Raw genomic sequence first — 21355 nt, forward strand, 5'->3', positions numbered from 1 at the left:
GGTGCCGGGTCGCCGGCCGGTGGCCGGCTGCCTGTCGGCGGCGTGCCGGTTTCGGTTCCCGCATGCCGGAGAGAGAGCTGCCTGGGCCCGGGTGTCGTTCCCAGCATCTTGTTCCCTTTCGCCGGTTCAGCTGCACTTTGCTTACAAACCATGCTCCCCGGTCCCGGCTCCCGGTGGTCCTCCGAAAGCAGCCATTCATCCCCAACTTCACCCTCTAAGCGTGTCCCCAGCTGACTGCAGTTCCCGCTATTCATCCAGCAGACGCTGAGTTAGCATTCAGGGAACCATCAGCCAAATGCTAGAAACTAGGACACGTGACTAAATCTGCTCCTGAGGCCAGGCTCCTTGTTGTCGATGACGAACCCAACATCCGTGAGCTTCTCTCCACGTCGCTGCGCTTTGCCGGCTTCGACGTCGTCGCTGCGGGTAACGGCCGCGAGGCACTGGCCGCGGTGGATGAACACAGCCCCGACCTCGCCGTACTCGACGTCATGCTTCCCGATATGGACGGCTTCACCCTGACCCGCCGCCTGCGTGCCGCCGGACGGCATTTCCCGGTAGTGTTCCTCACCGCCCGGGACGACACGGAGGACAAGGTCACCGGCCTCACCGTGGGCGGGGATGACTACGTAACCAAGCCCTTCAGCCTGGATGAGGTCGTGGCACGGATCCGCGCCGTCCTGCGCCGCACCCAGCCGCTTGACGATGACGACGCCGTCATCCGCGTGGAAGACCTGGAGCTCGACGACGACGCCCACGAGGTGCGCCGGGGCGGAGTGACGATCGAGCTCTCCCCCACCGAGTTCAAGCTGCTGCGCTACCTGATGCTCAATCCCAACCGCGTGCTGTCCAAGGCACAGATCCTGGACCACGTTTGGGAGTACGACTTCAACGGCGACGCGTCGATCGTGGAGTCCTATATTTCCTATCTCCGCCGGAAGATTGACCGCAGCCCCGATGCGCCGGCACTGATCCAGACCAAGCGCGGCGTGGGGTACCTGCTGCGTACGACGGAGAAGCGCTAAGCCTTGCTCCGGCGCTGGAAGTCCGCCTCGCTGCGGTCGCAGCTGGTGGTCATCATGGCCGTATTGATGGTCGTGACGGTTACCATCACCGGACTGGCAACCATCTATGTGCTCCGCCAGATCCTGATCAGCCGGCTGGACACCGATATCCAGGACAACGCCGGGGCGATCTCCCGGTATCTGGTCTCAGGCAGCGCAAGCACGGACGCGTCCCTGTTCCGCTTCTACGGTTTGTACCTCAACGAAGACGGCACGCACGGTCCGGAAACCCATTCGGAGCCAACCTTCGACACCCCCGTCATCGACCCGCTCACGTCTGAGGACGTGGATGCCCTGGGCGGCCGCGGATTCGACGTCCCCGGTACCGCCCCGGGCAGCAAGGGCTGGCGGGTGAAGGTCTTCCACATAGCCAATTTCCCCGGCTCGATCGCCGTCGCCGTCCCCCTGGACTCAGTTGCGGAAACGGTGGATGAGGCGGCCTCGCTGGTCTTCTCGGTGGGTCTGCTCGGGACACTGGGCGCCACCGGTATCGCTTACTGGGCCGTGACCCGCCAGTTCAGGCCGTTGAGCCAAGTGGAGAAGACAGCGGCCGCCATCGCCGCCGGTGATCTCTCCCGCCGTGTGGAAGTGGGCAACCCTGCCACCGAAATCGGCCGGCTTTCACGTTCCCTCAACGCCATGCTGGCCCACATCGAAACGGCCTTCGCAGCGCGCACCGCCTCTGAGCAAAAGATGCGCAGGTTCGTCCAGGACGCCTCGCATGAACTGCGGACTCCGCTGGTTACCATCCGGGGTTTTTCCGAACTGTACCGCCAGGGTGCCCTGCAGAAACCTGAGGACGTTGCTGCGGCCATGGGCCGCATTGAGAGCGAAGCCAAACGCATGGGCCAGCTGGTCGAAGACCTGCTGACCCTTGCCCGGGTCGACGAGCAGCGCCCTCTGGAGTACCAGCCGGTGGACCTGATGATTCTGGGCAATGATGCAGCACTTGATGCCCGGGCCAGCGCTCCTGACCGGGAGATCCGGGTGATCGGCCTGGACGGCAATTCCCCGCGCAGCGCACCGACCATGGGCGACGAAGCAAGGCTGCGGCAGGTGGTGGCCAACCTGATGACGAATGCCCTGCGTTACACCCCGCCCGGCAGTCCCATCGAAGTAGCCGTCGGTGTGGCACCAGTGATCCACAACCGGATGGATGCCGTACTTGAAGTCCGGGACCATGGCCCCGGCATCTCCGAAGAGGACGCTGCGCGGGTATTCGAGCGTTTCTACCGGGCTGATTCGTCCCGCTACCGTGAGACGGGCGGTACGGGGCTGGGCCTTGCGATCGTCGCAGCCCTGGTAGCCCAGCACGACGGCACCGTTCGGCTCACCGAAACGGAGGGCGGCGGAGCGACCATGTCCATCCGATTGCCGTTCATCCCGGCCGATGGCTCGCCGGACCAGGACCCGGACAATGAGGAACACCCGGGCGGGCCTTAGGCCGCCACCTCCTCCGACTCGCTTCGATCACCGGTAAACCGATTCTCGTCATTCGCTTCAAACACGCAGGAGCGCGGTACCCGGGGGTACCGCGCTCCTGTTTGGGGTTGTGCAGGCCGGGCAGAAACCCGGCTGCGGAAGGGGCTTAGAAGCCGCCCATACCGCCCATGCCGCCCATGTCGTCTCCGCCGCCCATTGCCGGTGCAGCCTTTTCGGGCTTGTCAGCAACAACGGCTTCGGTGGTGAGGAACAGGCCGGCGATGGATGCCGCGTTCTGCAGTGCGGAACGGGTGACCTTTACCGGGTCGTTGACGCCGGCAGCCAGCAGGTCCTCGTATTCGCCGGTGGCAGCGTTCAGGCCGAAGCCTTCAGCCAGGCCGCGGACCTTGTCCACCACAACACCGGGCTCGAGGCCGGCGTTGAAGGCGATCTGCTTCAGCGGAGCGTCAATGGCAACCTTGACGATGTTGGCGCCGGTAGCTTCGTCGCCTTCCAGGACCAGGTTCGCGAAGGCCTTCTGACCAGCCTGGATCAGGGCTACGCCACCGCCGGCAACGATGCCTTCTTCGACAGCTGCCTTGGCGTTGCGCACTGCATCTTCGATGCGGTGCTTGCGTTCCTTGAGCTCGACCTCGGTAGCGGCACCGGCCTTGATAACTGCGACGCCGCCGGCCAGCTTGGCCAGGCGCTCCTGCAGCTTCTCGCGGTCGTAGTCGGAGTCGGAGTTCTCGATCTCAGCGCGGATCTGGTTGACGCGGCCGGCGATCTCCTCGGGGTCGCCAGCACCTTCAACGATGGTGGTCTCGTCCTTGGTGACAACAACCTTGCGTGCCTTGCCGAGCAGGTCCAGCGTGGCGTTCTCCAGCTTAAGGCCAACTTCCTCGGCGATGACCTGGCCACCGGTGAGGATGGCGATGTCTGCGAGCTGGGCCTTGCGGCGGTCGCCGAAGCCCGGAGCCTTGACGGCAACGGACTTGAAGGTGCCGCGGATCTTGTTGACCACCAGGGTAGCCAGGGCTTCGCCTTCAACGTCTTCGGCGATGATCAGCAGCGGCTTGCCGGACTGCATGACCTTCTCGAGGACAGCGACGAGGTCCTTCACCGAGGAGATCTTGGAGTTCACGATCAGGATGTACGGGTCTTCGAGGACCGTTTCCTGGCGCTCTGCGTCGGTGACGAAGTAGCCGGAGATGTAGCCCTTGTCGAAGCGCATGCCCTCGGTGAGCTCGAGCTCCAGGCCGAAGGTGTTGGACTCCTCGACGGTGATGACGCCTTCCTTGCCCACCTTGTCCAGTGCTTCGGCGATCAGGTCGCCAATCTGCTGGTCACCGGCGGAGATGGAAGCCGTAGCGGCGATCTGCTCCTTGGTCTCGATTTCCTTCGCGGAGGCGAGCAGCTCGGCGGTAACAGCCGCAACTGCCTTCTCGATGCCGCGCTTCAGGCCCAGGGGATCGGCGCCGGCAGCAACGTTGCGCAGGCCTTCCTTGACCAGTGCCTGTGCCAGGACGGTTGCCGTGGTGGTGCCGTCGCCTGCGACGTCGTCCGTCTTCTTGGCAACTTCCTTGACCAGCTCAGCGCCGATCTTCTCGTAGGGATCGTCCAGCTCGATCTCCTTGGCGATGGAAACGCCATCGTTGGTGATCGTGGGGGCACCCCACTTCTTTTCGAGTACGACGTTGCGGCCACGCGGGCCGAGGGTGACCTTGACGGCGTCGGCGAGGGTGTTCAGACCCCGCTCGAGGCCGCGGCGTGCCTCTTCGTCAAATGCAATGATCTTGGCCATAACGGCTATCGTCCTTCCGGAACAGTCATGCTTGGGTGTTGCATTCCTGGCTGGAGTGCCCGCGACGGACGGGAGCAGGAGCACGATCTCTTTACGCGCATCCCTAATCCCTCACCCCAGTGGCTTGCTGGTTCACTCAACGCCGCTGACTTAGCAGTCAGTCCGCAAGAGTGCTAACTCAATAATTAGCACTCCCAACCTTTGAGTGCAAGCAGTCACGCGCCCCTGTGACCGGCGCAGCGCCCTGATCGGAGGCTGGCTGAGGAAAGCGCGGAGAAACCGCCGGGTCATACCCCCGCAGCCCGCGCCGCAAGCGTAGATTGGAGGTTGTGCCCCCTGCTCCGATTGCAGGCAGTGGCTTAACGACAAACTCCAGGAGCAGGCCATGGCGACCGACCAGCCCCCGAACGATTCTTCTGCCGAGCAAAACGGCGGAGAACATACCCCTGCACCCCAGGCGCACGGCGCCAGTGCCACTCCCCCGCCGCCTCCATACGGCAAACCCCCGGGGGAGTACGATCCGCAGCAGCCCGGCTACCAGGAAGCACCACAGGGGTATCAGCAGGCACCGCAGCCGGGATACCAGCAGGCTCCGCACGGATACCAGCAGCCCCCGCAGGGGTACCACCAATCCCAGGCCCCCGGGCCCTATCAGCAGGTCCCTCCGCCCGGCGCCTACCCGCAGGGATATCCACAGGGCGCCGCCGGACCGTACTACGGCTTCCCCGAACCCAAGTCCCGGCTTGCGGCCGGCTTGCTGGGGATCTTCCTCGGCGGGCTGGGGATACACCGCTTTTACCTCGGGTACACCACGCTGGGAGTCGTGCAGCTCCTTGTCACCTTCTTCACCTTCGGCTTCGGTGCCATCTGGGGTTTCGTCGAAGGAATCATGATTCTCGCCGGGGCCCAGTCCTTCCGGACTGACTCCCGCGGGGTTCCCCTCCGGGAGTAAGCGCCGGATCCCAAGCGCTTCCGAAGACGAGTGAGCCGATGCCCCTCAGGGACACCGGCTCACCGCGTTTTCGGGCAGGACGTGCTGGTTAGTGATTAGACCGTCCGGACGTCCTCGGCCTGCGGCCCCTTCTGGCCTTCACCTATCTCGAATTCCACCCTCTGTCCTTCTTCCAGCGTCCGGTAACCGGCGGACTGGATTGCAGACCAGTGGACAAATACGTCGGTTTTGGCCTCGTCAACAGTGATGAAGCCGTAGCCCTTTTCTCCGTTGAACCATTTGACGATCCCCTGCGCCATTCTCTTTCTCCCCTTTTCGGCTCCACTCCCGCGATGGTGTTCCACGGCAGCAGCCGAACCGGAACGGCAAGGTGGTTTACCTGCCGTCCCGAAACGGCTGGCCCTTACTCTAACCACGCGTAGAACGGCGCACCCCGGGGAAAAGAGGATAGTTATTGAGTCTTAACTAATGGTCCGTGCGCGGAGGTTCACTGGAAGCCCGGTCCCGCCACAACGGTGACGAAGGAGAACTCGGGAGAGTCCGTAATTGTCGGAATGCCCAGTAGTGCCGAGAGCTCCTCAGCATTGACCCGCTGCGCTTCACCGTTGTAGAAGATGACGGATGTCTGGAGCGGCGCGCCTGCCCAGTTGCCCACCTGGGCAGTGGTCCACCCGTCAGCACCGATCCGGCCGGAGATCCCGGCACCGAGGCCGGAAATGCCGCTGGCGTTCAGCACAACAACAGGCTGCGTCTTATCCGCCGGCACGGCCTCCGGGGTCGGAGTGGGAGTGGGAGTCGGGGTTGGGGTCTCTGCAGGAGAGGGCGAAACACTGGGGCTCGGAGACTCCTGCGGCTCCTGGGATTCTTCCGCAGCGGGATTAGTCGACTCGGACACCCCGGGACTGGCACTGCTGTCTGCGCCGATGCCGAGCCTTGGAAGGACGAAGTACGCGGCAAGACCCACGAGGAGGGCAAGGACACCCACGGTAATGATGAGGCCAACACCGCTGGAGCGCGCCGGAATCAACCGCTCACGGTGAACGCCTTGGCGGGTCGAGGTCTCCGGGACCTTATCGAACTCATCCCTGGGGTATTGGCTCATGGCTGCGTTGTCTGTCCTTGGTATAAGGGGAATTGCCCTAGGCGTCCGTGCCCATGCGGCGGGCGGTACGCGCGAGCTGGCGTGTAGTACGCAGTCTACGCAGGCGTTTTACCAGCATGGGATCGTGCGCCAGTGCTTCCTCGGTGTCGATCAGGGCGTTAAGGACCTGGTAGTAACTCGTGGCCGACATGCCAAACAAGTCGCGGATGGCCTGCTCTTTTGCACCGGAGTACTTCCACCACGAGCGCTCAAGGGCGAGCATTTGCTGGTCCCGTTCGCTGAGGGGACTCTGGGGATCGACCGCACCGTCGAGTGAAAACGCCGCGGCTTCGGCTGATCCTGCCAATCTATGGTCCCCGTTTCCTGCTGTACCCGGACACAGGCGCAAAAGGGCATGGCCTGGGTAAAGAGTGTGCTTCCACCTGTAATCGTAAACCGGAATAACACCGTTGTCATTCAAGCGCTGCCGCACTCCGGCTGGGATCCTGGCCCGCTATGCCCAAGACTGGAAGGGTGAACAGCAGTCCTGAACCCACCCTCTTTGACCTCGACGCCGCCGCTTCTGCCGCCGCGAACGCACCGGAGACTCCCGTCCCGTTCACAACCGGCAGCTCCCTGGCGGACCTCATGGCCCCGGACTGGGCAGAGGCACTGGCTCCCGAGGCTGCCCGGCTCCACAGCATCGGTGATGAACTTGAGCGCCGCCGCAGGAGTGGAACGCACATCCTCCCGCCGCCTGAGAGCATCCTGCGTGCTTTTGCCCTCCCGGCGGAACGGGTCAAGGTCCTCATCATTGGCCAGGACCCCTATCCCACACCCGGACATGCCGTCGGGCTCAGCTTTTCCGTCGCCCCCACGGTACGGCCGCTGCCGCGTTCCCTCGTGAACATATACAGGGAGCTGAAGGACGACCTTGGGATAGAGCCTGCGGCGCACGGTGATCTCAGCGCCTGGGCAGACCAAGGTGTCCTCCTGCTCAACCGTGCCCTGAGCGTGGACGCCGGGCAGGCAAACTCCCACCGGAACCTGGGCTGGGAACCCATCACGGAACTTGCTGTCCGCACCCTTGCCGCACGCCGGCGCGCGGACGGGTCGCCTGCACCGCTCGTAGCTGTTCTGTGGGGACGCCAGGCCCAGGCGCTGTCACCGCTGCTTGGCACGACGGCACGGATCGAGTCCGCGCATCCCAGTCCGCTCTCCGCGTCCAGGGGATTCTTCGGCTCACGTCCGTTCAGCAGGGTTAACGCCCTGCTGCGGGAGCAGGGAGCTTCACCAATTGACTGGAGACTGCCCGGGGTACGGTAGAGGAACTACCGCAAGTCAAGGAGAGACACAGCAATGCCTGATGCCCCTGCCACCCGCGTTCCGGCTCCGGCCCGGCGTGCACGGCCAACCCACACCATGACTGTGCTGCGCCGCGAGCAGCTCTCGCCGCATCTGGTGCGCATCGTTGCCGGGGGCGCTGGCTTCGATACTTTCACTCCGAGTGAGAGCACCGACGCGTACTGCAAGATCTGGTTTGGCCGCGACGGCCGCCCGCTGGACGGGTCCGTCTCATTGGAGACGCTGAGGGAGCAGACACCACGTGAGGACTGGCCTGTCTCGCGCACCTACACCGTCCGCTGGGTGGACATGGCCCGGCGGGAACTGGCAATGGACTTCGTAGTGCACGGAGACGCAGGCCTTGCCGGCCCATGGGCCGAGAACGCCCAGCCGGGAGACGTCCTGACGTTCGGCGGACCGGGAGGCGGTTTCGCACCGGATCCCGAAGCGGACTGGTACCTGTTCGCAGCAGACGAATCAGCCCTGCCGGCCACTGCCGCTGCTCTTGAAGCCCTGCCCCAAGGCGCCGTCGGACACGCATTTATTGAAGTTGACGGTCCCGCTGATGAGCTCCCGCTAACCGCCCCCGCCGGTGTAGTAGTCACTTGGCTGTACCGCGGCGGCGCCAAGCCCACCGGTAACCTGCTGATCGCCGCCGTCGACGCCCTGCCCTGGCATCCGGGCGATGTGCAGGTGTTTGCCCACGGCGAGCGTGAGGCGATGAAGGGGCTGCGGGACATATTCTTCAACCGGCATAAGCTTGACCGCAGCCGGGTCTCGCTCTCCGGTTACTGGGCCGACGGCCGCACGGAAGACACCTTCCAGGCAGAGAAGCGCACCCCCATCGGCAAGATCCTCTAAGCCCGCGCACCCCTGCGCTAGCGGCGTCGGTTACGGCGGTCGTTGCCGTTCAGGTTCCGGGTCAGCGGCCGGGCCAGGTTGTCGCCGAAGACCACTCCCCCCGCAATCGCAAGGATCACGGTCAGTGCGTTGAAGAGGCCAATCACCCCGTTAGAAATGTCCTCGAGTCCAATGCTCAGCCCGTACATCGAGCGGAAGATGCTTAGTCCGGGGAACAGGAACAGAATCGCCGGGACGGCGATTACCAGCTGCGGGGCCCCCATTCGAAGCGCCACGATGCGTGAGGCCATGCCGATCACGATCGCGGCGATCGCCGGAGTCAGCCGGGGCCCGATTCCGACCGCTTCGGAGGCGACGGACACCAGGAACCCGCCCGCTCCAATGAGCACTGTTGGCAGCACCAGGTTCGCCGGCGACTGTTCGGTGATGCTGATCGTAGCCAGGGCAACGGCCAGTGCGAGGACGGTCACGGCAAACGGGTACTGGGAGGAAGCCACCTCGGTCACTTCCAGGCGCGGCATCCCGGCCAGGGCTCCAGCGACCAGCGCGACGGCGATGCCCGCCACAATCGCGCCGAAGGTCAGGAAGGCGGAGAGGAAACGGCCCGCGGCAGTGACAGGGAAGCCGTTGATGGCATCCTGCACCGCGGAAACCAGACGACCCGTGGGAAGCAGCAGCAGGATTCCGCCCGCTACGACGATTCCAGGCGCCATATCGACGTCGGCCACGTCAGTGGCATCCAGCCACCAGAACAGCATGGCGACCGCGGTTACCAGGAACCCGCTCGCCGCCGTAGTGAAGAAATCCGGAACGCGCCAGCGGCCTAGAACCCGCTGGAGCAGGCTCACCAGGATCGTACTGACGAAGCCAACAAGCGAACCGAGTGGCCCGCCGCCAATGAACGCGACGATGGCTGCAGAGAAGAGCCCGGCTGAGGCCGTAACGGCCCACCGGGGGAAGGGCTTGGGCTTGTGGACAATCGCGTTTAGCTGCTGCGATGCCTCCGCACGGGTGACATTACCGTCCACGATGTCCGTCACCAGACGATGGACCAGCGCCAGCCCGGCGTAGTTGTTGGTCCAGGAACGCACCACACGCATCACGGTGATGGGTGTCTGGTCCTTGGGCGAATAGTTGAGCAGGACGGACTGATTGGTGATGTCCACCTCGATGCTCTCCAGGCCGTATGCGGCCGTGACGGCGATCATCGCGGTTTCCACTTCAAGGGCACCCGCCCCGTAACGGAACATGGTCTCCGCCATGCCCAGTGCCAGGTCCAGGGTCTTTCGGGCACTGGCGTCCGGGCCGCCGGAGCGTACCCGCGGGTTGGCGTACGGACTGCCGGCAAGCCGCTCCACGATGGACATGGCCTGCGTGGGCGGAGTCTCGCCCTGCACCAGCCTGCGGAGAACGCGCCGGGCTGCAGCGGAGGATGAATCCGTCCGCTGCGCGGCCGAGGGACTGTGCTGGCGGGGGGTCGTCTTGCGGGCCCTGGGCTTACCGGTCCGCGGCACAGTGCCGGCAGGACGCCCTGCTTTGGGGTCGCCGGCCCTGGCCTCACCAGCCTTGCGTGCCGCAGCGGCTTTGGAGGAACCCTTCGGCATCCTGGGAACCGAGGAAGTGGCAGGCGGGGGCTTCGGCTTAGTGCTGCGGATTCCGCCGGTTCCGGGCACCGCGGGCAGGCCTGCTGCGGGCGTCTTGGCGCCTGGCCCCTCCACCGGGGCACCCGGTGCAGCTGCCGGCGGCCTCCTGGATTTCTCCCCCTCGCGGCGCTCGGGCACCTTGATGATGGGAATCAACCCCACGACCGGATCGTTCGCGGGCGCAGGCTTGCGGCGGTCGTCGTCGTTATCCACGGTGTCCACCCCTGCTTCCCTCCTGGTGAATGCGGTTTAGTAGAACGGCTGGTGGTGGCGACGCCAGTAAATCTGGCGCGTCACCCGTTCCCCGATGGTGTTCCAGATCCGGTACCGGAGCGGGTCCAGCACCAGGTCCCAGCACCCGGCAAAGTCCGTGACGGTCTTGGAGAAACTCGTCTTGAACAGTCCCAGCCCGTGGTGCGGGTGTTCCTTGTTCTTCAGCTCGCTGCTGGGCGGAGTGCCGCAGAAATCGTATTCCTCAATTCCGAAGTCTTCCTTGAGTTCCGTGAGCGCGGTCCACTGCACAAGGTGGGAATCACCGTACTGCTTGCGGCGCGGCTTGGACCCGCCGTCCTTGTAAGTTCCCTTTTTCCCATAGGCGATGACGAAGGCACCAACGGTGGGTTCGCCGTCTTCGTCGAACGCAAAGTAGAAGCGGCCCTGTCCGGCGGCCACGAAGTTGGACCAGAACCGGTGGTAGTACTCGTAGGAGCGCATCCGGGCATCGGAGCGGTCCTCGATGTGGCTCATCAGCTTGTACATGGCCCGCATGTTTTCCTCGGTGGGCTCCACGCGGCGCACGTCGGCGCCTTCACGGATGGCGCGGCGGACCGCATTGCGGGCGCGGGAGGAGATGTTCTTGAGGATCTGCTCGGTGTCCGGGGTGGTGTCCAGCAGAGCGGTGGAGTCGTTCGGCTGCAGGTTGAACGTCTTGACGAAGCCGGCGGAAGAGAAGAGCTCCCGGATGTCGTCACCGTCAATAATGTCCGGCTCCACTTTCAGCGCGAAGACGCGGCGGCGGGTTTCCTTGATGAACCGGCCCAGCGCCCGGGCCATGGCCGGCACGTCCTCTGGAGCAGCTGCATCAGGGCCCTTGATGAGGTACCAGAGGCTGCCCAGGACGGGAACCTTCTTCTCGATGACCAGGTTGTAGGAGGTGTATTCCGGGCAGCTGAACACAACGTGGATAGGGTTCCAGCCGTGGTGTGACTTGACCTCGGCGTAAGCGGCTGATTGCAGGACGTTGCCGCCGTTTGGGTTGGACTGAACCAGCTTGTCCCAGTCCGCAATCTCCTCGGCGGTGGCCAGGCGTGCACTAAAGTCTCGCAAAATTCCTCAACTAGTCCTCGGTTGGTGGATCGTTCTTCCGCCCCCGCACGGAGCACCGGCTCCGGGCCGTTCCAAGTCTATCTGCCGGGCGGGGGGCACCCTGCACGGCCGATCCCCGGCGCGCCGGACGGACGCCGCCCGGCCGGGCACGGGAATAGCCCGGCCACTGCGGCGGTTGTGCGCAACAATAGATGCATACGCATATTTACGACGACAAGGCGGCGGTAGTGGCACAGCAGATTGAACTGGGACTGGACACGTTCGGAGACGTGACGCAGGCGGCGGACGGAGCGAAGCTGCCCATGCATGAAGTGATCCGCAATGTGGTGGCTGAAGCCGTGCTGGCCGACTCCGTGGGCCTGGACTTCATCGGAATCGGAGAGCACCACCGCGACGACTTCGCGGTGACCTCGCCTGAAACCGTCCTTGCGGCAATTGCCGGACAGACCAGCCGCATCCGGCTCGGCTCCGCCGTGACCGTGCTTTCCTCCGATGACCCCATCAGGGTCTACGAGCGCTTCGCCACCCTGGACGCCGTGTCCAGCGGCCGGGCCGAAGTAATCCTGGGCCGCGGCTCCTTCACCGAATCCTTCCCGCTGTTCGGCTTTGACCTAGCGGACTACGAGGTGCTGTTCGAAGAGAAACTTGATCTTTTCACCCGCCTGCTGGGCGAAGAGCCGGTCACGTGGGAAGGCAGCATCCGCCCTCCGATGCGCGGCGTGCAGGTGTACCCGCAGACCGGGCACGGACGAATCCCCACCTGGATAGCAGTGGGCGGTACCCCGCAGTCAGTGGTGCGCGCGGCGCACTATGAGCTGCCGCTGATGCTGGCGATTATCGGAGGGGAACCCGCGCGCTTCACGCCTTTCGTATCGCTGTACAAGCGGGCGCTGAAGGAATTCGGCAAGCCGTCCCTGCCGATCGGAGCGCATTCCCCCGGTTACATCGCCGCTACTGACGAACAGGCCCTCGACGAAGCCTGGCCGCACTACGCCCAGATGCAGAACCGGATCGGCCGCGAACGGGGCTGGCCCCCTGTCACACGGGCCGAGTACGAGGCCGGTGCCGGACCGGACGGAGCCCTGTTCATCGGCTCCCCGGAAACGGTTGCGGACAAGATCACGCGCACGGCACGAACACTGGAGCTGTCCCGGTTCGACCTGAAGTACAGCCTGGGCACCCTGCCGCACGCCAACCTTATGAAGTGCATCGAGCTGTACGGCACCGAAGTGGCCCCAAGGGTCCGGGCAGCACTGGCGGAGGCCGAGGACTAGACCGAGGTGGGGAGGAACCAGCGCGTGCGCGGTTCCTCCTCCGCGAGGGACGCTGCGTGTTCAATGTTCTGCCGGTCCGCACCGGTGAGGCGCTGGTGTTCCTGGCGCATGTACTCCCGCCAGGTTGGGACGTCGTAGATCTCCCTGAACTGGCGGGAGTCCGTGACAGAGTGGACCAGCTCCCACGTCGTCGCACCGGTGCGCAGCCGGGAAAGCCGGACCTCGCGCATCGACTCCACAAACTCGGATGCTTTGCCGGGCTCAAGTTCGTAGGCCACCAGGATGGTCACGGGCCCGTCCCCGGGGTTGGGCTCCGCCTCGACTTCCAGGCCGAGGTCCGGTTCCGGAACGCTGCGGTCCAGTTTCCCGGTTCCGGGAAGCAGGGGAAGCGGCAGGACGCTGAGCGCAACGAGCAGGAGCACGACGGCGGAGGCCGCCAGTACGGGGGCGTAACCGTAGGCGGTGGCCAGCGAGCCCCAAAGTACCGACCCAAGAGCCTGGGTGCCGGTGAGCACCATCAGGTAGACCGAGAGTCCCCGTGCACGGACCCATTCGGGCAGCGTTAGCTGCATGGCACTGTTCAGGGTGGAGAGCGTGTTGATCCACGCCATGCCCGCCAGCACCAGCAACAGGCCCAGCGGCAGGGGCGGAAGGTACCCCGCGGAGAAGACCGCGGCGGCAAACACCGCCGCGGACGCACCCAGCAGCGCTGTGTCATTGAGCAGTGCGCGGGTCCTTGAAAGCAGCACCACACCCAGGATTGCCCCGCTTCCAAGTGCTGCCAGCAGCAGACCGTATCCGGAGGACCCCAGGCCCAGGTGCCCGTTTACGGCAACGGGCAGGAGCGCATAGAGCGCGCTGGCCGGAACCATAAAGAGGATGCACCGCAGCAGGATCCGCCGGATGCGCGGAGCTGCCCGGATGTACCGCACCCCCGCACCCATGGCCTCGCCAAAATGTTCACGGTCTTCAGGACTCTGGGGTGCGCTGCGCCAGAGGAACACCGCCAGAGCCGTACCAATAAAGGACACGGCGTTGACGCCGAACACAAAAGCAGGGCCGGCCACCGAGACCAGCAGGCCACCCAGGGCGGGCCCGATTGCCCGTGCGGTGTTTACCGCTACGGACCCCAGAGCGGAGGCAGAACGGATCTGCTCGCGGGGCACCAGCGACGGGGTGACCGCCTGCCAGGCCGGCGAACTCAGGGCTACGCCGCAGCCGATGAGGAATGTGTAGAGGAGCAGGGAATCGGGCCCCAGCAGCCCCAGTGCCGCGATTCCCGTCAGCAGGCAGCCGGCACCGGCAGCGAACAGGTTGCTCCCCAGGATCAGGCGGCGGCGGTTGAAGGCATCAGCCAGCACACCGGCGACCAGCCCAAGCAGGAGAGCCGGCGCCAGGGACGCAGACTGCACCAAGGACACCAGGACCGGGCTGGCGCCGGTCTCCACCAGGAACCACTGTGCTCCCACCGTCTGCATCCAGCTGCCAATGTTGGAGCCCAGCTGCGCCAGCCAGAGGACCAGGAACCATTTACTGCGAAGCGGCGCCCAGGGAGATTCCATCGGATTCCTCCGTCAGTGGCGGCGCTGCGCTGCCGGGATGGTGCCCCAAACCGGCGCGAGCGCTCACTGGCAGAGTAGGTTGCGGCGGTCTGCGGCGTCCAGAGCGAAGGCGCGAAGGGAGTATCCTGACAGCGTGTCACCAAAATTGGTTGCCCAAGGCACCAGTGTTCCTGAAAGGATGCCCCAAACATGTATGTGGTAGTCAATACCCTGGAAATCACGCCGGATACCGCGGAAGCCTTTGAAAAGGCCTTCATCGACAGCATGGCGCATCTTGAGGGAGTTCCAGGGCTCGGACGCAGCACGCTGATGCGTCCCGAAGGTTCCTCCAACACTTACCTCTCCACCATGGAATTTGATTCCAAGGAGAGCTTCCTGGCCTGGCTGAAGTCTGACTCGTTCAAGGCATCCCACTCCGATGACCAGGCCCCGGGCATGCAGGCACCCAACGCCGTCGCTTCCTACACCGTTATCAAGGACACCGCTGCCTAAGACTGGAGCAGGACTGCCACCCGGGGCGCCGGCTACCAGCCGTGCGCTCCGGCAAAGCCCTTCCACAGGCGGCGAAAACGCTTTTCCGCTGCCTTCAGCCGCTGCTCCTCCACGGCGTGCAGCCGTCCGTAGGTAAAGCCGCCGCCTCCCCGGCCTGGACGCCGGCTCAGACGGAGCAGCAGGTCCTGGGTGACCACACTGTCCTGGTGCTCTCCCAGCACCTTCTGGATGCCTTCGGCCGCTTCCACCATTGATTCGGCAGCTTTGCCGCCAACGGGCACGAACGCTTCTGCTGCGTAGCGAAGTCTCTTGGCATCCTTGCGTGCCTCGTGGAGGAGCTCTGACCGTGCTGCGCCCCCGGTTTCCTGTTTGGCGGCACGAACGCGGTTTTTCAGCCGCCGCAGGTCCTTCCGAACCAGTTTCTTCCCCGCTTTGGCTGCGGGCCGTTCGGCGCGGCCGGTCAGCTGGGGAGCGGCCACGAGCACACCCAGGTCCCGCACCAGCGCGGCGTAGCGCGGGGAGTCGAGTCCCCGGCGGATGGCAGCGAGCGCAGCGGAATAGTCTCCGAGCAGCTCCTCGTCAATCCTCACCGAAACCGGCCCCTTGACCAGGAACTCCGGCTGCGCAGCGAGGAGTTCCTGCAGGCGGTGGCGCATTACCTGGGCATCGCGTGCGGCACCGAGGAGCTGGGACAACCATTTGAGTTCATCCCGAATGCCGTTTGCCGACTCCGGGTGCAGCATTTTGCGGTAGCTGGCGAGTACCGAGCGCATCCTGCGGGTACTGACACGCATTTTGTGCACGGCCTCCGGCTCCTCTGTCCGCAGCCGCTGCTCCTGGCTGAGCATTTCCGCGTATTGCGCCTGCAGGTAGGCCATCAGGACCCCGCCCGCTGTTCCAGTCAGTGCACGTGTATCAGCGGCCGGGAGGTCGGTAGCGGAAGCCATGGCCCAGTATAGGTCCGGGAGGCCCGAGCCGGGCTAGACCCCTGTACCCGGAGACCGGGGCCGCCGTAGCATCGGCTTTACCGGCCCCACGGCTGGAATACCGCCGCCGAACGTTCTGGAGGCCAGGCCCATGAACCCGATGCGCTACGTAAAGCTTGGCCGTTCCGGGGCCACCGTTTCAGCCATCGGGCTGGGTTGCCTGGGTTTCGGAGACCCCAACCGCGGCACCCATGCCTGGACCCTGCGCGAGGAAGAATCCATGAACCTCATCCGCCGTGGCCTGGAGCTGGGAATCAATCTGTTCGACACTGCGAACGTCTACTCCGCCGGAGACAGCGAAAGGATCCTGGGCCAGGCCCTGCGGGAGTACGCCCGCCGGGAGGAAGTTGTGATTGCAACCAAGGCACACGGAGAAATGGCGCCCGGACCCAACGGCTGGGGACTCTCCCGCAAGCACATCCTCTGGCAGGTCGAAGAGTCATTGCGGCGGCTGGGAACGGACTACATCGATCTGTACCAAATCCACCGCTGGGACGGATCTACACCACTGGAGGAGACCCTTTCCACCCTGGACCAGCTGGTGCAGGACGGGAAGGTCCGGTACCTGGGTGCATCCACCACCTACGCCTGGCAGCTGGCCAAGGCTGTGCACCTGCAGCGGCAGAACGGCTGGACCGGTTTCGTCACCATGCAGGACCATTACAACCTCATTTACCGCGAGGAGGAACGGGAAATGTACCCGCTCTGCCTCGACGAGGGCATCGGTGTGCTGGCTTACTGTCCCTTGGCCCGGGGGCGGCTTGCCCGGCCCTGGCATGTCGAGAGCCGGCGCCGCGGACACGATGCCCTGGCCGATGCCATGTACGGGGCACACGAGGAAACCGACCGCAGGATTTCGGACGCAGTCGGCACGGTTGCAGACGCCCATGGGGTGTCACGGGCGCAGGTTGCACTGGCCTGGGTGCTCGGGCACCCGGTGGTCACGGCACCCCTGATCGGCGTCACCAGCCTGGCACAGCTGGACGACGACGTCGCCGCCCTGGATCTGGAGCTCACTGCCGAGGACCTGGCCCTGCTGTCCGAGCACTATGTCCCCCACGGCGTCGTGGGCTTCTAGGCTCCCCGCAGCGCTGCGACTACCCCTTCACGGCCCCCGCAACCAGGCCCGAAGCGATGTAGCGCTGCAGGAACAGGAACAGTGCCATCACAGGCACGGCGGCGAGCACGGCACCGGCGGAGAAGACTCCCCAGGTGCGGGACTGGTTATCCCCAACAAAGGAGTAGAGCCCGACGGCGAGGGTCTGGCTGTCGGGATCGTTCAGCACAATCGAGGCGATCATGAACTCCCCCGTGGTGGTGATGAAGGTCAGCAGGCCAACAATCGCCAGGATGGGGGTGACCAGCCGAAGGATGATGGTGAAGAAAATCTGGAAATGGCCGGCACCATCGATCCGCGCGGCTTCGTCCAGGGTTTTGGGAACCGTGTTGAAGAAGCCGTACATCAGGTAGGTGTTTACGCCCAGCGCTCCGCCCAGGTACACCATGATCAGGCCGATCTGGCTGCCCAGCCCCAGCCACGGAACCACATCAGAAATGCCGGAGAGCAGCAGGAAGATGGCTACAACCCCGAGCATCTGAGGGAACATCTGCAGCAGCAGCAGGCTCAGCAGGCCCATGCGCCTGCCGGTGAAACGCATCCGTGAAAAACAGTAGGCGGCAAGCGCTCCGAGGAAAACAGTGGCGGCACTGGTGATCAGCCCGATCACCAGTGTGTTCAGGAACCAGCGGCCAAACGGCTTCTGCGGGTCGGTAAACAGTGCCTGGAAGTTCGCAAACCCGATGTCGCGGAACAGACCGGATGAAGCCACCAGGGTACCGGTGGGGCTCAGCGCGGCGGAGAGGACGTAGGCCAGCGGCAGCAGCGCGAAGGCGGTCATCACCAGACCAACCAGGTGCCTCCACCCGGTGTCCTTGAACCAGGCACCGAACCTGCGGCGGGACGGCCGGGCTGCCGGTGCGGCAGGCACCGCCGGGGCATCCGGGCGGGGAGGAAGGGCGGTGGAGGTACTCATGAATTTACTTCTTCCAGCGACTTGGTCTGCCTGAAGCTGACAGCGGAGATAACGGCCACAATGATGAAGATCAGGATTGCCAGCGCACTGGCCAGCCCGTAGTCACGCCCGGTGCCCTGGCCGAAGGCAACCTTGTAGACCACCGTGATCAGCAGGTCGGTGGCACCGATGTCCTGGCTGGTCCCCGGGAAGCGCGGTCCGCCGCCGGTGAGCATAAAGATCACGTTGAAATTGTTGAAGTTGAACGCAAACGTTGAGATCAGCAGCGGAGCGGTGGAGACCAGCAGCAGCGGCAGCTTGATGGACTTGAAGATCCGCCAGGCTCCGGCGCCGTCCATCCTGGCGGCCTCATTGACCTCTTCCGGCAGCGACTGCAGCGCGCCGGTACAGACCAGGAACATATAGGGGAAGCCAAGCCAGGTGTTCACCAGCAGCACGCTGGCCTTGGCCAGCCAGGGATCGTTCAGCCAGGGGATGGAAGCACCTCCGAAGAAGGTGCCGTTGATGAAGCCAAACTCCTGGTTGAGCATGCCGGACCAGACGAGCCCGGCCAGGAAAGCCGGGAACGCGTAGGGCATGATCATCAGCACACGGTAGATCTTCTTGCCGCGGAGCGTGGGGTGGTTGAACGTGATGGCCAGGAACAGTCCCAATCCGAAGCACAGTGCCACGGAGGCAACGGCGAAGGTGAACGTCCAGCCGATTACGCTCATCAGGGGGCCGCGGAGCTCCGGGTCGGTGACCGCCCGTTCGAAGTTCTCGAAGCCGACGTTAATCTTCCAGCCGGTGGCCAGCCGCTCCCCCGCGTCGGAGACGAAGGATCCCTCCCCGCCGTCGCGGTAGACAGTCCCGGTCTCAGTGTTGGTGAAGGTGTCGGCGGCCTCGTCATACACCAGGACCGGCTTGTAGACGTAGGCATTGGAGCCGTCGGCAGTCTGAAGCGTGCCGTCGTCGAGGTCCTCGGAGAACGGAACCTTGAGTTCCAGGATTTCCGACTGCCGGTTCAGCAGGTCGTTGAAGGCGAGGGTTTCATAACCCTCGGCGCCGGTCGCTTTGCCGGCCCCGCCCATCTGCGCTCCGGCAACTTCTTCGAGGGGCTGATCCGCGCCGCCCAGCTGCACGGCGCCGTCGGGATCCGTGACCAGCAGGAACAGCTCATCCCCCTGTTCAACGACCGAAACGGCATACGCCGGTGAGTCCGGGACCCGCTGCTGGGCCGTCAGCTGAATCGCTGCGACGGCATCTTCCTTGGTGCTGTTGTGCCCGTCACCGTAGTTGGTGAAGGCGACGTAGCCGCTGTAGACCACCACAAAAACCTGGAAGACCAGCAGGAAGAGGACACCAGGGGCGAGGTACTTGGCCGGCAGTCCGCCGCGGCGCAGATAGATCCAGTTGATGATCACAGTGACTGCCGCGGCCACGCCGAACACCAGCCACTGTTCGTTCAGGAACAGTGCCATAAGGACGTAGACCGCGAAGGCGTCCACCAGGCCAAGCAGTACGATCTTCGCCAGCGTTCCGGCCAGCGAGTCAGGACTCCGGCGCCGCGTTTTGGCGGGGGCGGGTTTGAGGGGGCGGACGGGTGCGTCCGTTGAAACTGCCATGAAGTTCTCCTACAAGTGGCCCGAACAGGACGAACCCGTTCGGGCCACTTGGCGCCTGCGGCGTGTTAGGTGCCGCTACTTGCTGATTTTGGACTCAATGTTGGAGACCATGGCGGGCCAGGCTGTGGCCGGGTCGGCTTCGCCCTTGATCAGGGCCAGCTGCGTGCCGCCCCAGTCGGCCCAGACGGCTTCCATTTCCGGGATGGCGGGCATCGGTACGCCGTTGGCGCCGATCTCGCCGAACGCTGCAACAATCGGGTCGGCAGCGGCCTTGTCGAAGGACGCGGTCAGGGCCGGGGGCCGGCCGCCGGCTTCGAACATTGAGTCCTGGACAGCCTCGGTGGTGAGGTAGTTCAGGGCGAATTCGTTTGCGGCCAGTGCGTTCTGGCTCTTGGAGCTGATGAAGAACCCGTTGACGCCGACGAACGGCTGTGCCGGTGCGTCACCGGCGGTGGGCAGCGGGTCAACGGCCAGGTTGATGCCGGCCGCAACGGCGTCGGGCACGTTCCACGGTCCGGTCAGGAGGTACGGCGAGGCGCCGGCGTTGAACTTCTCCTTGGCGATATCCGGGGTAATGCTGGAGTTGAAGATGCGTTCGCCGGAATCGCCCCAGGCCACCAGCTTCTCAGCGAATTCAACGCCGCCGGGGTTGCCGAGTTCGAGCTTGGAGGCGTCGTAGCTGCCGGTCTCGTCGGTGCCGAAGACCGGTACGCCCATGGAGGTCTGCAGCGGGTACAGGTGGTAGGGGTCGCCCTGCTTGGGGTCCATCTGGACCAGGAACGGGAACTCTGCCTTGCCGTCAGCAACGGCGGCCTTTCCGTTGGCAATGACCTCGTCCATGGTGGCGGCAGGTTCGCTGACCAGGTCGGTGTTGCGCAGCAGGCCGATGTTCTCGATCGAGTAGGGCACGCCGTAGGTGTTGCCCTCATAGGTCATGGCCTTGATGGCGCTTTCCTGGAACTGGCCTGCCTTGTCCCCGAGTTCGATCGGTGCCACAACACCGTTCTGCACGAACTTGCCCAGCCAGTCGTGCGGACCGACGATCAGGTCCGGACCCTTGCCCGTGGGCACCTGGGTAATGAAGTCGTCGGACACCTGCTGGAAGTCCTTGGTGACCAGCTTGACTTCAATGCCGGTGTCTTCCTTGAACTTCTCCGTGACCTCAGTCAGGGCCGGGGAGCGTTCGGCGTCCACCCACATGGTCAGGGTGGTGGCTCCGGCCGACGCGAGGTCGCTGGATTCCGCCCCTTCACCGGTATCCGAGCCGCCGCCGCAGGCGCTCAGGACGAGGGCAGCGGTGACCGACACCGCACCGAGAGTAAAGGTACGGCGGCCAAACGCCGTCGTACCCGTTGTGCGCACCTTCATTGGTGTACCTCTTCTGTGTTCTGGCCCCGGAATGCCGGGGAGGTAATTGGTGCCTGTCCGGGATCCGGACGACGGCATGGACGCAAGTGTAAGCGTGTGCGCACTGTGCGTCCAGTCACACACAGCTAGTTTTTCCCGCTCCGAACCGCGTACTGCTGGAATGGGTATAACAACAGGCGAGAGCGCGGAGTTTTCCATGAAGGCGCATTCTGACCGAATGTGGAAGCGTTTGCATGATGGGGCGTACCTTCCTCTAGGATGCAAGGCATGCTGAGCTCTATCGCCGTCCCGTCCGTCGACCTCCCCGGTGCCGCCCTGGTACCGGTCCATGAAGCCTCCCCCGAGCGGGAGAGGCAGTGGTGGCGCTCCTCGGTCATCTACCAGATCTACCCCCGCTCCTTCCGCGACCTGCGCGGGGACGGCATCGGAGACCTGCCCGGCATCACCGCCGAAATCCCCACCCTGGCCGAACTGGACATCGACGCGATCTGGCTCTCCCCCTTCTACGTCTCCCCCCAAAAAGACGCCGGCTACGACGT

General features: G+C 64.5%; 20 protein-coding genes. 9 read left to right on the forward strand and 11 right to left on the reverse strand.

Features of this window, described 5'->3' with window-relative positions; all coding sequences use genetic code 11:
- Positions 1 to 314: 314 nt before the first annotated feature.
- Positions 315 to 1025, forward strand: coding sequence for a response regulator transcription factor (locus FYJ28_RS07365; protein WP_055239908.1), 711 nt, complete (start codon positions 315 to 317; stop codon positions 1023 to 1025).
- 3 nt (positions 1026 to 1028) lie between these two features.
- Positions 1029 to 2507 (forward strand): sensor histidine kinase, encoded by a 1479-nt coding sequence (locus FYJ28_RS07370; RefSeq protein ID WP_326831578.1) that lies wholly within the window; start codon positions 1029 to 1031, stop codon positions 2505 to 2507.
- A 145-nt stretch (positions 2508 to 2652) separates the two neighbouring features.
- On the opposite strand, the gene groL is transcribed toward FYJ28_RS07370, so the two are convergent.
- Positions 2653 to 4290 carry a chaperonin GroEL gene (gene groL / locus FYJ28_RS07375; RefSeq protein WP_055239906.1) on the reverse strand — a complete coding sequence of 546 codons (1638 nt, stop codon included), beginning with the start codon at positions 4288 to 4290 and terminating at the stop codon, positions 2653 to 2655.
- Positions 4291 to 4675: 385 nt separating this feature from the next.
- Here groL and FYJ28_RS07380 point away from each other — a divergent pair, with 385 nt between their 5' ends.
- The gene (locus FYJ28_RS07380) at positions 4676 to 5242 is read left to right on the forward strand and encodes a TM2 domain-containing protein (protein ID WP_154578786.1); all 567 of its coding nucleotides are present in this window, start codon (positions 4676 to 4678) and stop codon (positions 5240 to 5242) included.
- Positions 5243 to 5337: 95 nt separating this feature from the next.
- Here FYJ28_RS07380 and FYJ28_RS07385 read toward each other — a convergent pair whose 3' ends face one another.
- The 3 genes from FYJ28_RS07385 to FYJ28_RS07395 form a co-directional block, all read right to left on the reverse strand.
- On the reverse strand, positions 5338 to 5541 hold the full coding sequence (locus tag FYJ28_RS07385) for a cold-shock protein (RefSeq protein WP_055239904.1): 204 nt from the start codon (positions 5539 to 5541) through the stop codon (positions 5338 to 5340).
- A gap of 188 nt (positions 5542 to 5729) precedes the next feature.
- A complete protein-coding gene (locus FYJ28_RS07390; protein WP_082413339.1) occupies positions 5730 to 6344 on the reverse strand; it encodes a LytR C-terminal domain-containing protein in 615 nt (204 codons plus the stop codon).
- A 37-nt stretch (positions 6345 to 6381) separates the two neighbouring features.
- A complete protein-coding gene (locus FYJ28_RS07395; protein ID WP_154578787.1) occupies positions 6382 to 6690 on the reverse strand; it encodes a DUF3263 domain-containing protein in 309 nt (102 codons plus the stop codon).
- A 167-nt stretch (positions 6691 to 6857) separates the two neighbouring features.
- Between FYJ28_RS07395 and FYJ28_RS07400 the strand changes: the two genes are divergently transcribed.
- Together FYJ28_RS07400 and FYJ28_RS07405 are read left to right on the forward strand one after the other, a co-directional pair.
- Positions 6858 to 7649, forward strand: coding sequence for a uracil-DNA glycosylase (locus FYJ28_RS07400; RefSeq protein ID WP_442778578.1), 792 nt, complete (start codon positions 6858 to 6860; stop codon positions 7647 to 7649).
- 33 nt (positions 7650 to 7682) lie between these two features.
- Positions 7683 to 8528 (forward strand): siderophore-interacting protein, encoded by an 846-nt coding sequence (locus FYJ28_RS07405; RefSeq protein WP_055239901.1) that lies wholly within the window; start codon positions 7683 to 7685, stop codon positions 8526 to 8528.
- A 17-nt stretch (positions 8529 to 8545) separates the two neighbouring features.
- Here the strand turns inward: FYJ28_RS07405 and FYJ28_RS07410 are convergent, their stop codons facing one another.
- Both FYJ28_RS07410 and FYJ28_RS07415 read right to left on the reverse strand, forming a co-directional pair.
- Positions 8546 to 10132: a threonine/serine exporter family protein gene (locus tag FYJ28_RS07410; protein ID WP_154578870.1), complete on the reverse strand. Its 1587-nt coding sequence runs from the start codon at positions 10130 to 10132 to the stop codon at positions 8546 to 8548.
- Between the two features lie 288 nt (positions 10133 to 10420).
- A complete protein-coding gene (locus FYJ28_RS07415; RefSeq protein WP_055239900.1) occupies positions 10421 to 11497 on the reverse strand; it encodes a lipid II:glycine glycyltransferase FemX in 1077 nt (358 codons plus the stop codon).
- Positions 11498 to 11688: 191 nt separating this feature from the next.
- Here FYJ28_RS07415 and FYJ28_RS07420 point away from each other — a divergent pair, with 191 nt between their 5' ends.
- Positions 11689 to 12771: an LLM class flavin-dependent oxidoreductase gene (locus FYJ28_RS07420; RefSeq protein WP_055239899.1), complete on the forward strand. Its 1083-nt coding sequence runs from the start codon at positions 11689 to 11691 to the stop codon at positions 12769 to 12771.
- Here FYJ28_RS07420 and FYJ28_RS07425 read toward each other — a convergent pair.
- Positions 12768 to 14333 (reverse strand): MFS transporter, encoded by a 1566-nt coding sequence (locus FYJ28_RS07425; protein WP_055239898.1) that lies wholly within the window; start codon positions 14331 to 14333, stop codon positions 12768 to 12770. The two genes, FYJ28_RS07420 and FYJ28_RS07425, sit on opposite strands and share 4 nt — an antisense overlap.
- A 189-nt stretch (positions 14334 to 14522) precedes the next feature.
- Between FYJ28_RS07425 and FYJ28_RS07430 the strand changes: the two genes are divergently transcribed.
- The gene (locus FYJ28_RS07430) at positions 14523 to 14825 is read left to right on the forward strand and encodes an antibiotic biosynthesis monooxygenase family protein (protein WP_055239897.1); all 303 of its coding nucleotides are present in this window, start codon (positions 14523 to 14525) and stop codon (positions 14823 to 14825) included.
- A gap of 32 nt (positions 14826 to 14857) precedes the next feature.
- On the opposite strand, the gene FYJ28_RS07435 is transcribed toward FYJ28_RS07430, so the two are convergent.
- Complete coding sequence (locus FYJ28_RS07435; RefSeq protein WP_154578789.1) at positions 14858 to 15772, reverse strand: CHAD domain-containing protein; 915 nt, start codon at positions 15770 to 15772, stop codon at positions 14858 to 14860.
- Positions 15773 to 15911: 139 nt separating this feature from the next.
- Between FYJ28_RS07435 and FYJ28_RS07440 the strand changes: the two genes are divergently transcribed.
- Positions 15912 to 16889: an aldo/keto reductase gene (locus FYJ28_RS07440; protein ID WP_055240092.1), complete on the forward strand. Its 978-nt coding sequence runs from the start codon at positions 15912 to 15914 to the stop codon at positions 16887 to 16889.
- Positions 16890 to 16908: 19 nt separating this feature from the next.
- Here the strand turns inward: FYJ28_RS07440 and FYJ28_RS07445 are convergent, their stop codons facing one another.
- The 3 genes from FYJ28_RS07445 to FYJ28_RS07455 form a co-directional block, all read right to left on the reverse strand.
- Entirely contained in the window at positions 16909 to 17844 is a 936-nt protein-coding gene (locus tag FYJ28_RS07445; RefSeq protein ID WP_055239895.1) for a sugar ABC transporter permease, read from the reverse strand.
- Positions 17841 to 19448 carry an ABC transporter permease subunit gene (locus FYJ28_RS07450; protein ID WP_154578790.1) on the reverse strand — a complete coding sequence of 536 codons (1608 nt, stop codon included), beginning with the start codon at positions 19446 to 19448 and terminating at the stop codon, positions 17841 to 17843. Before FYJ28_RS07450 ends, FYJ28_RS07445 begins: the two co-directional genes overlap by 4 nt.
- Positions 19449 to 19523: 75 nt before the next feature.
- Positions 19524 to 20816, reverse strand: coding sequence for a sugar ABC transporter substrate-binding protein (locus FYJ28_RS07455; protein ID WP_055239893.1), 1293 nt, complete (start codon positions 20814 to 20816; stop codon positions 19524 to 19526).
- A 267-nt stretch (positions 20817 to 21083) separates the two neighbouring features.
- Between FYJ28_RS07455 and FYJ28_RS07460 the strand changes: the two genes are divergently transcribed.
- The coding region (locus FYJ28_RS07460) for an alpha-amylase family glycosyl hydrolase (RefSeq protein WP_268234990.1) at positions 21084 to 21355 on the forward strand (272 nt) is incomplete at its 3' end.

Origin of the sequence: Arthrobacter sp. BL-252-APC-1A (assembly GCF_009696625.1) — a bacterium.
Classification (GTDB): Bacteria; Actinomycetota; Actinomycetes; order Actinomycetales; family Micrococcaceae; genus Arthrobacter_B.

What these genes read in the sequence shown, in the direction of transcription:
- groL (WP_055239906.1), bottom strand. Translation starts at nt 4,290, where the DNA reads ATGGCCAAGATCATTGCATTTGACGAAGAGGCACGCCGCGGCCTCGAG.
- FYJ28_RS07380 (WP_154578786.1), top strand. Translation starts at nt 4,676, where the DNA reads ATGGCGACCGACCAGCCCCCGAACGATTCTTCTGCCGAGCAAAACGGC.
- FYJ28_RS07385 (WP_055239904.1), bottom strand. Translation starts at nt 5,541, where the DNA reads ATGGCGCAGGGGATCGTCAAATGGTTCAACGGAGAAAAGGGCTACGGC.
- FYJ28_RS07390 (WP_082413339.1), bottom strand. Translation starts at nt 6,344, where the DNA reads ATGAGCCAATACCCCAGGGATGAGTTCGATAAGGTCCCGGAGACCTCG.
- FYJ28_RS07405 (WP_055239901.1), top strand. Translation starts at nt 7,683, where the DNA reads ATGCCTGATGCCCCTGCCACCCGCGTTCCGGCTCCGGCCCGGCGTGCA.
- FYJ28_RS07410 (WP_154578870.1), bottom strand. Translation starts at nt 10,132, where the DNA reads ATGCCGAAGGGTTCCTCCAAAGCCGCTGCGGCACGCAAGGCTGGTGAG.
- FYJ28_RS07420 (WP_055239899.1), top strand. Translation starts at nt 11,689, where the DNA reads ATGCATACGCATATTTACGACGACAAGGCGGCGGTAGTGGCACAGCAG.
- FYJ28_RS07425 (WP_055239898.1), bottom strand. Translation starts at nt 14,333, where the DNA reads ATGGAATCTCCCTGGGCGCCGCTTCGCAGTAAATGGTTCCTGGTCCTC.
- FYJ28_RS07430 (WP_055239897.1), top strand. Translation starts at nt 14,523, where the DNA reads ATGTATGTGGTAGTCAATACCCTGGAAATCACGCCGGATACCGCGGAA.
- FYJ28_RS07435 (WP_154578789.1), bottom strand. Translation starts at nt 15,772, where the DNA reads ATGGCTTCCGCTACCGACCTCCCGGCCGCTGATACACGTGCACTGACT.
- FYJ28_RS07440 (WP_055240092.1), top strand. Translation starts at nt 15,912, where the DNA reads ATGCGCTACGTAAAGCTTGGCCGTTCCGGGGCCACCGTTTCAGCCATC.
- FYJ28_RS07445 (WP_055239895.1), bottom strand. Translation starts at nt 17,844, where the DNA reads ATGAGTACCTCCACCGCCCTTCCTCCCCGCCCGGATGCCCCGGCGGTG.
- FYJ28_RS07450 (WP_154578790.1), bottom strand. Translation starts at nt 19,448, where the DNA reads ATGGCAGTTTCAACGGACGCACCCGTCCGCCCCCTCAAACCCGCCCCC.
- FYJ28_RS07455 (WP_055239893.1), bottom strand. Translation starts at nt 20,816, where the DNA reads ATGAAGGTGCGCACAACGGGTACGACGGCGTTTGGCCGCCGTACCTTT.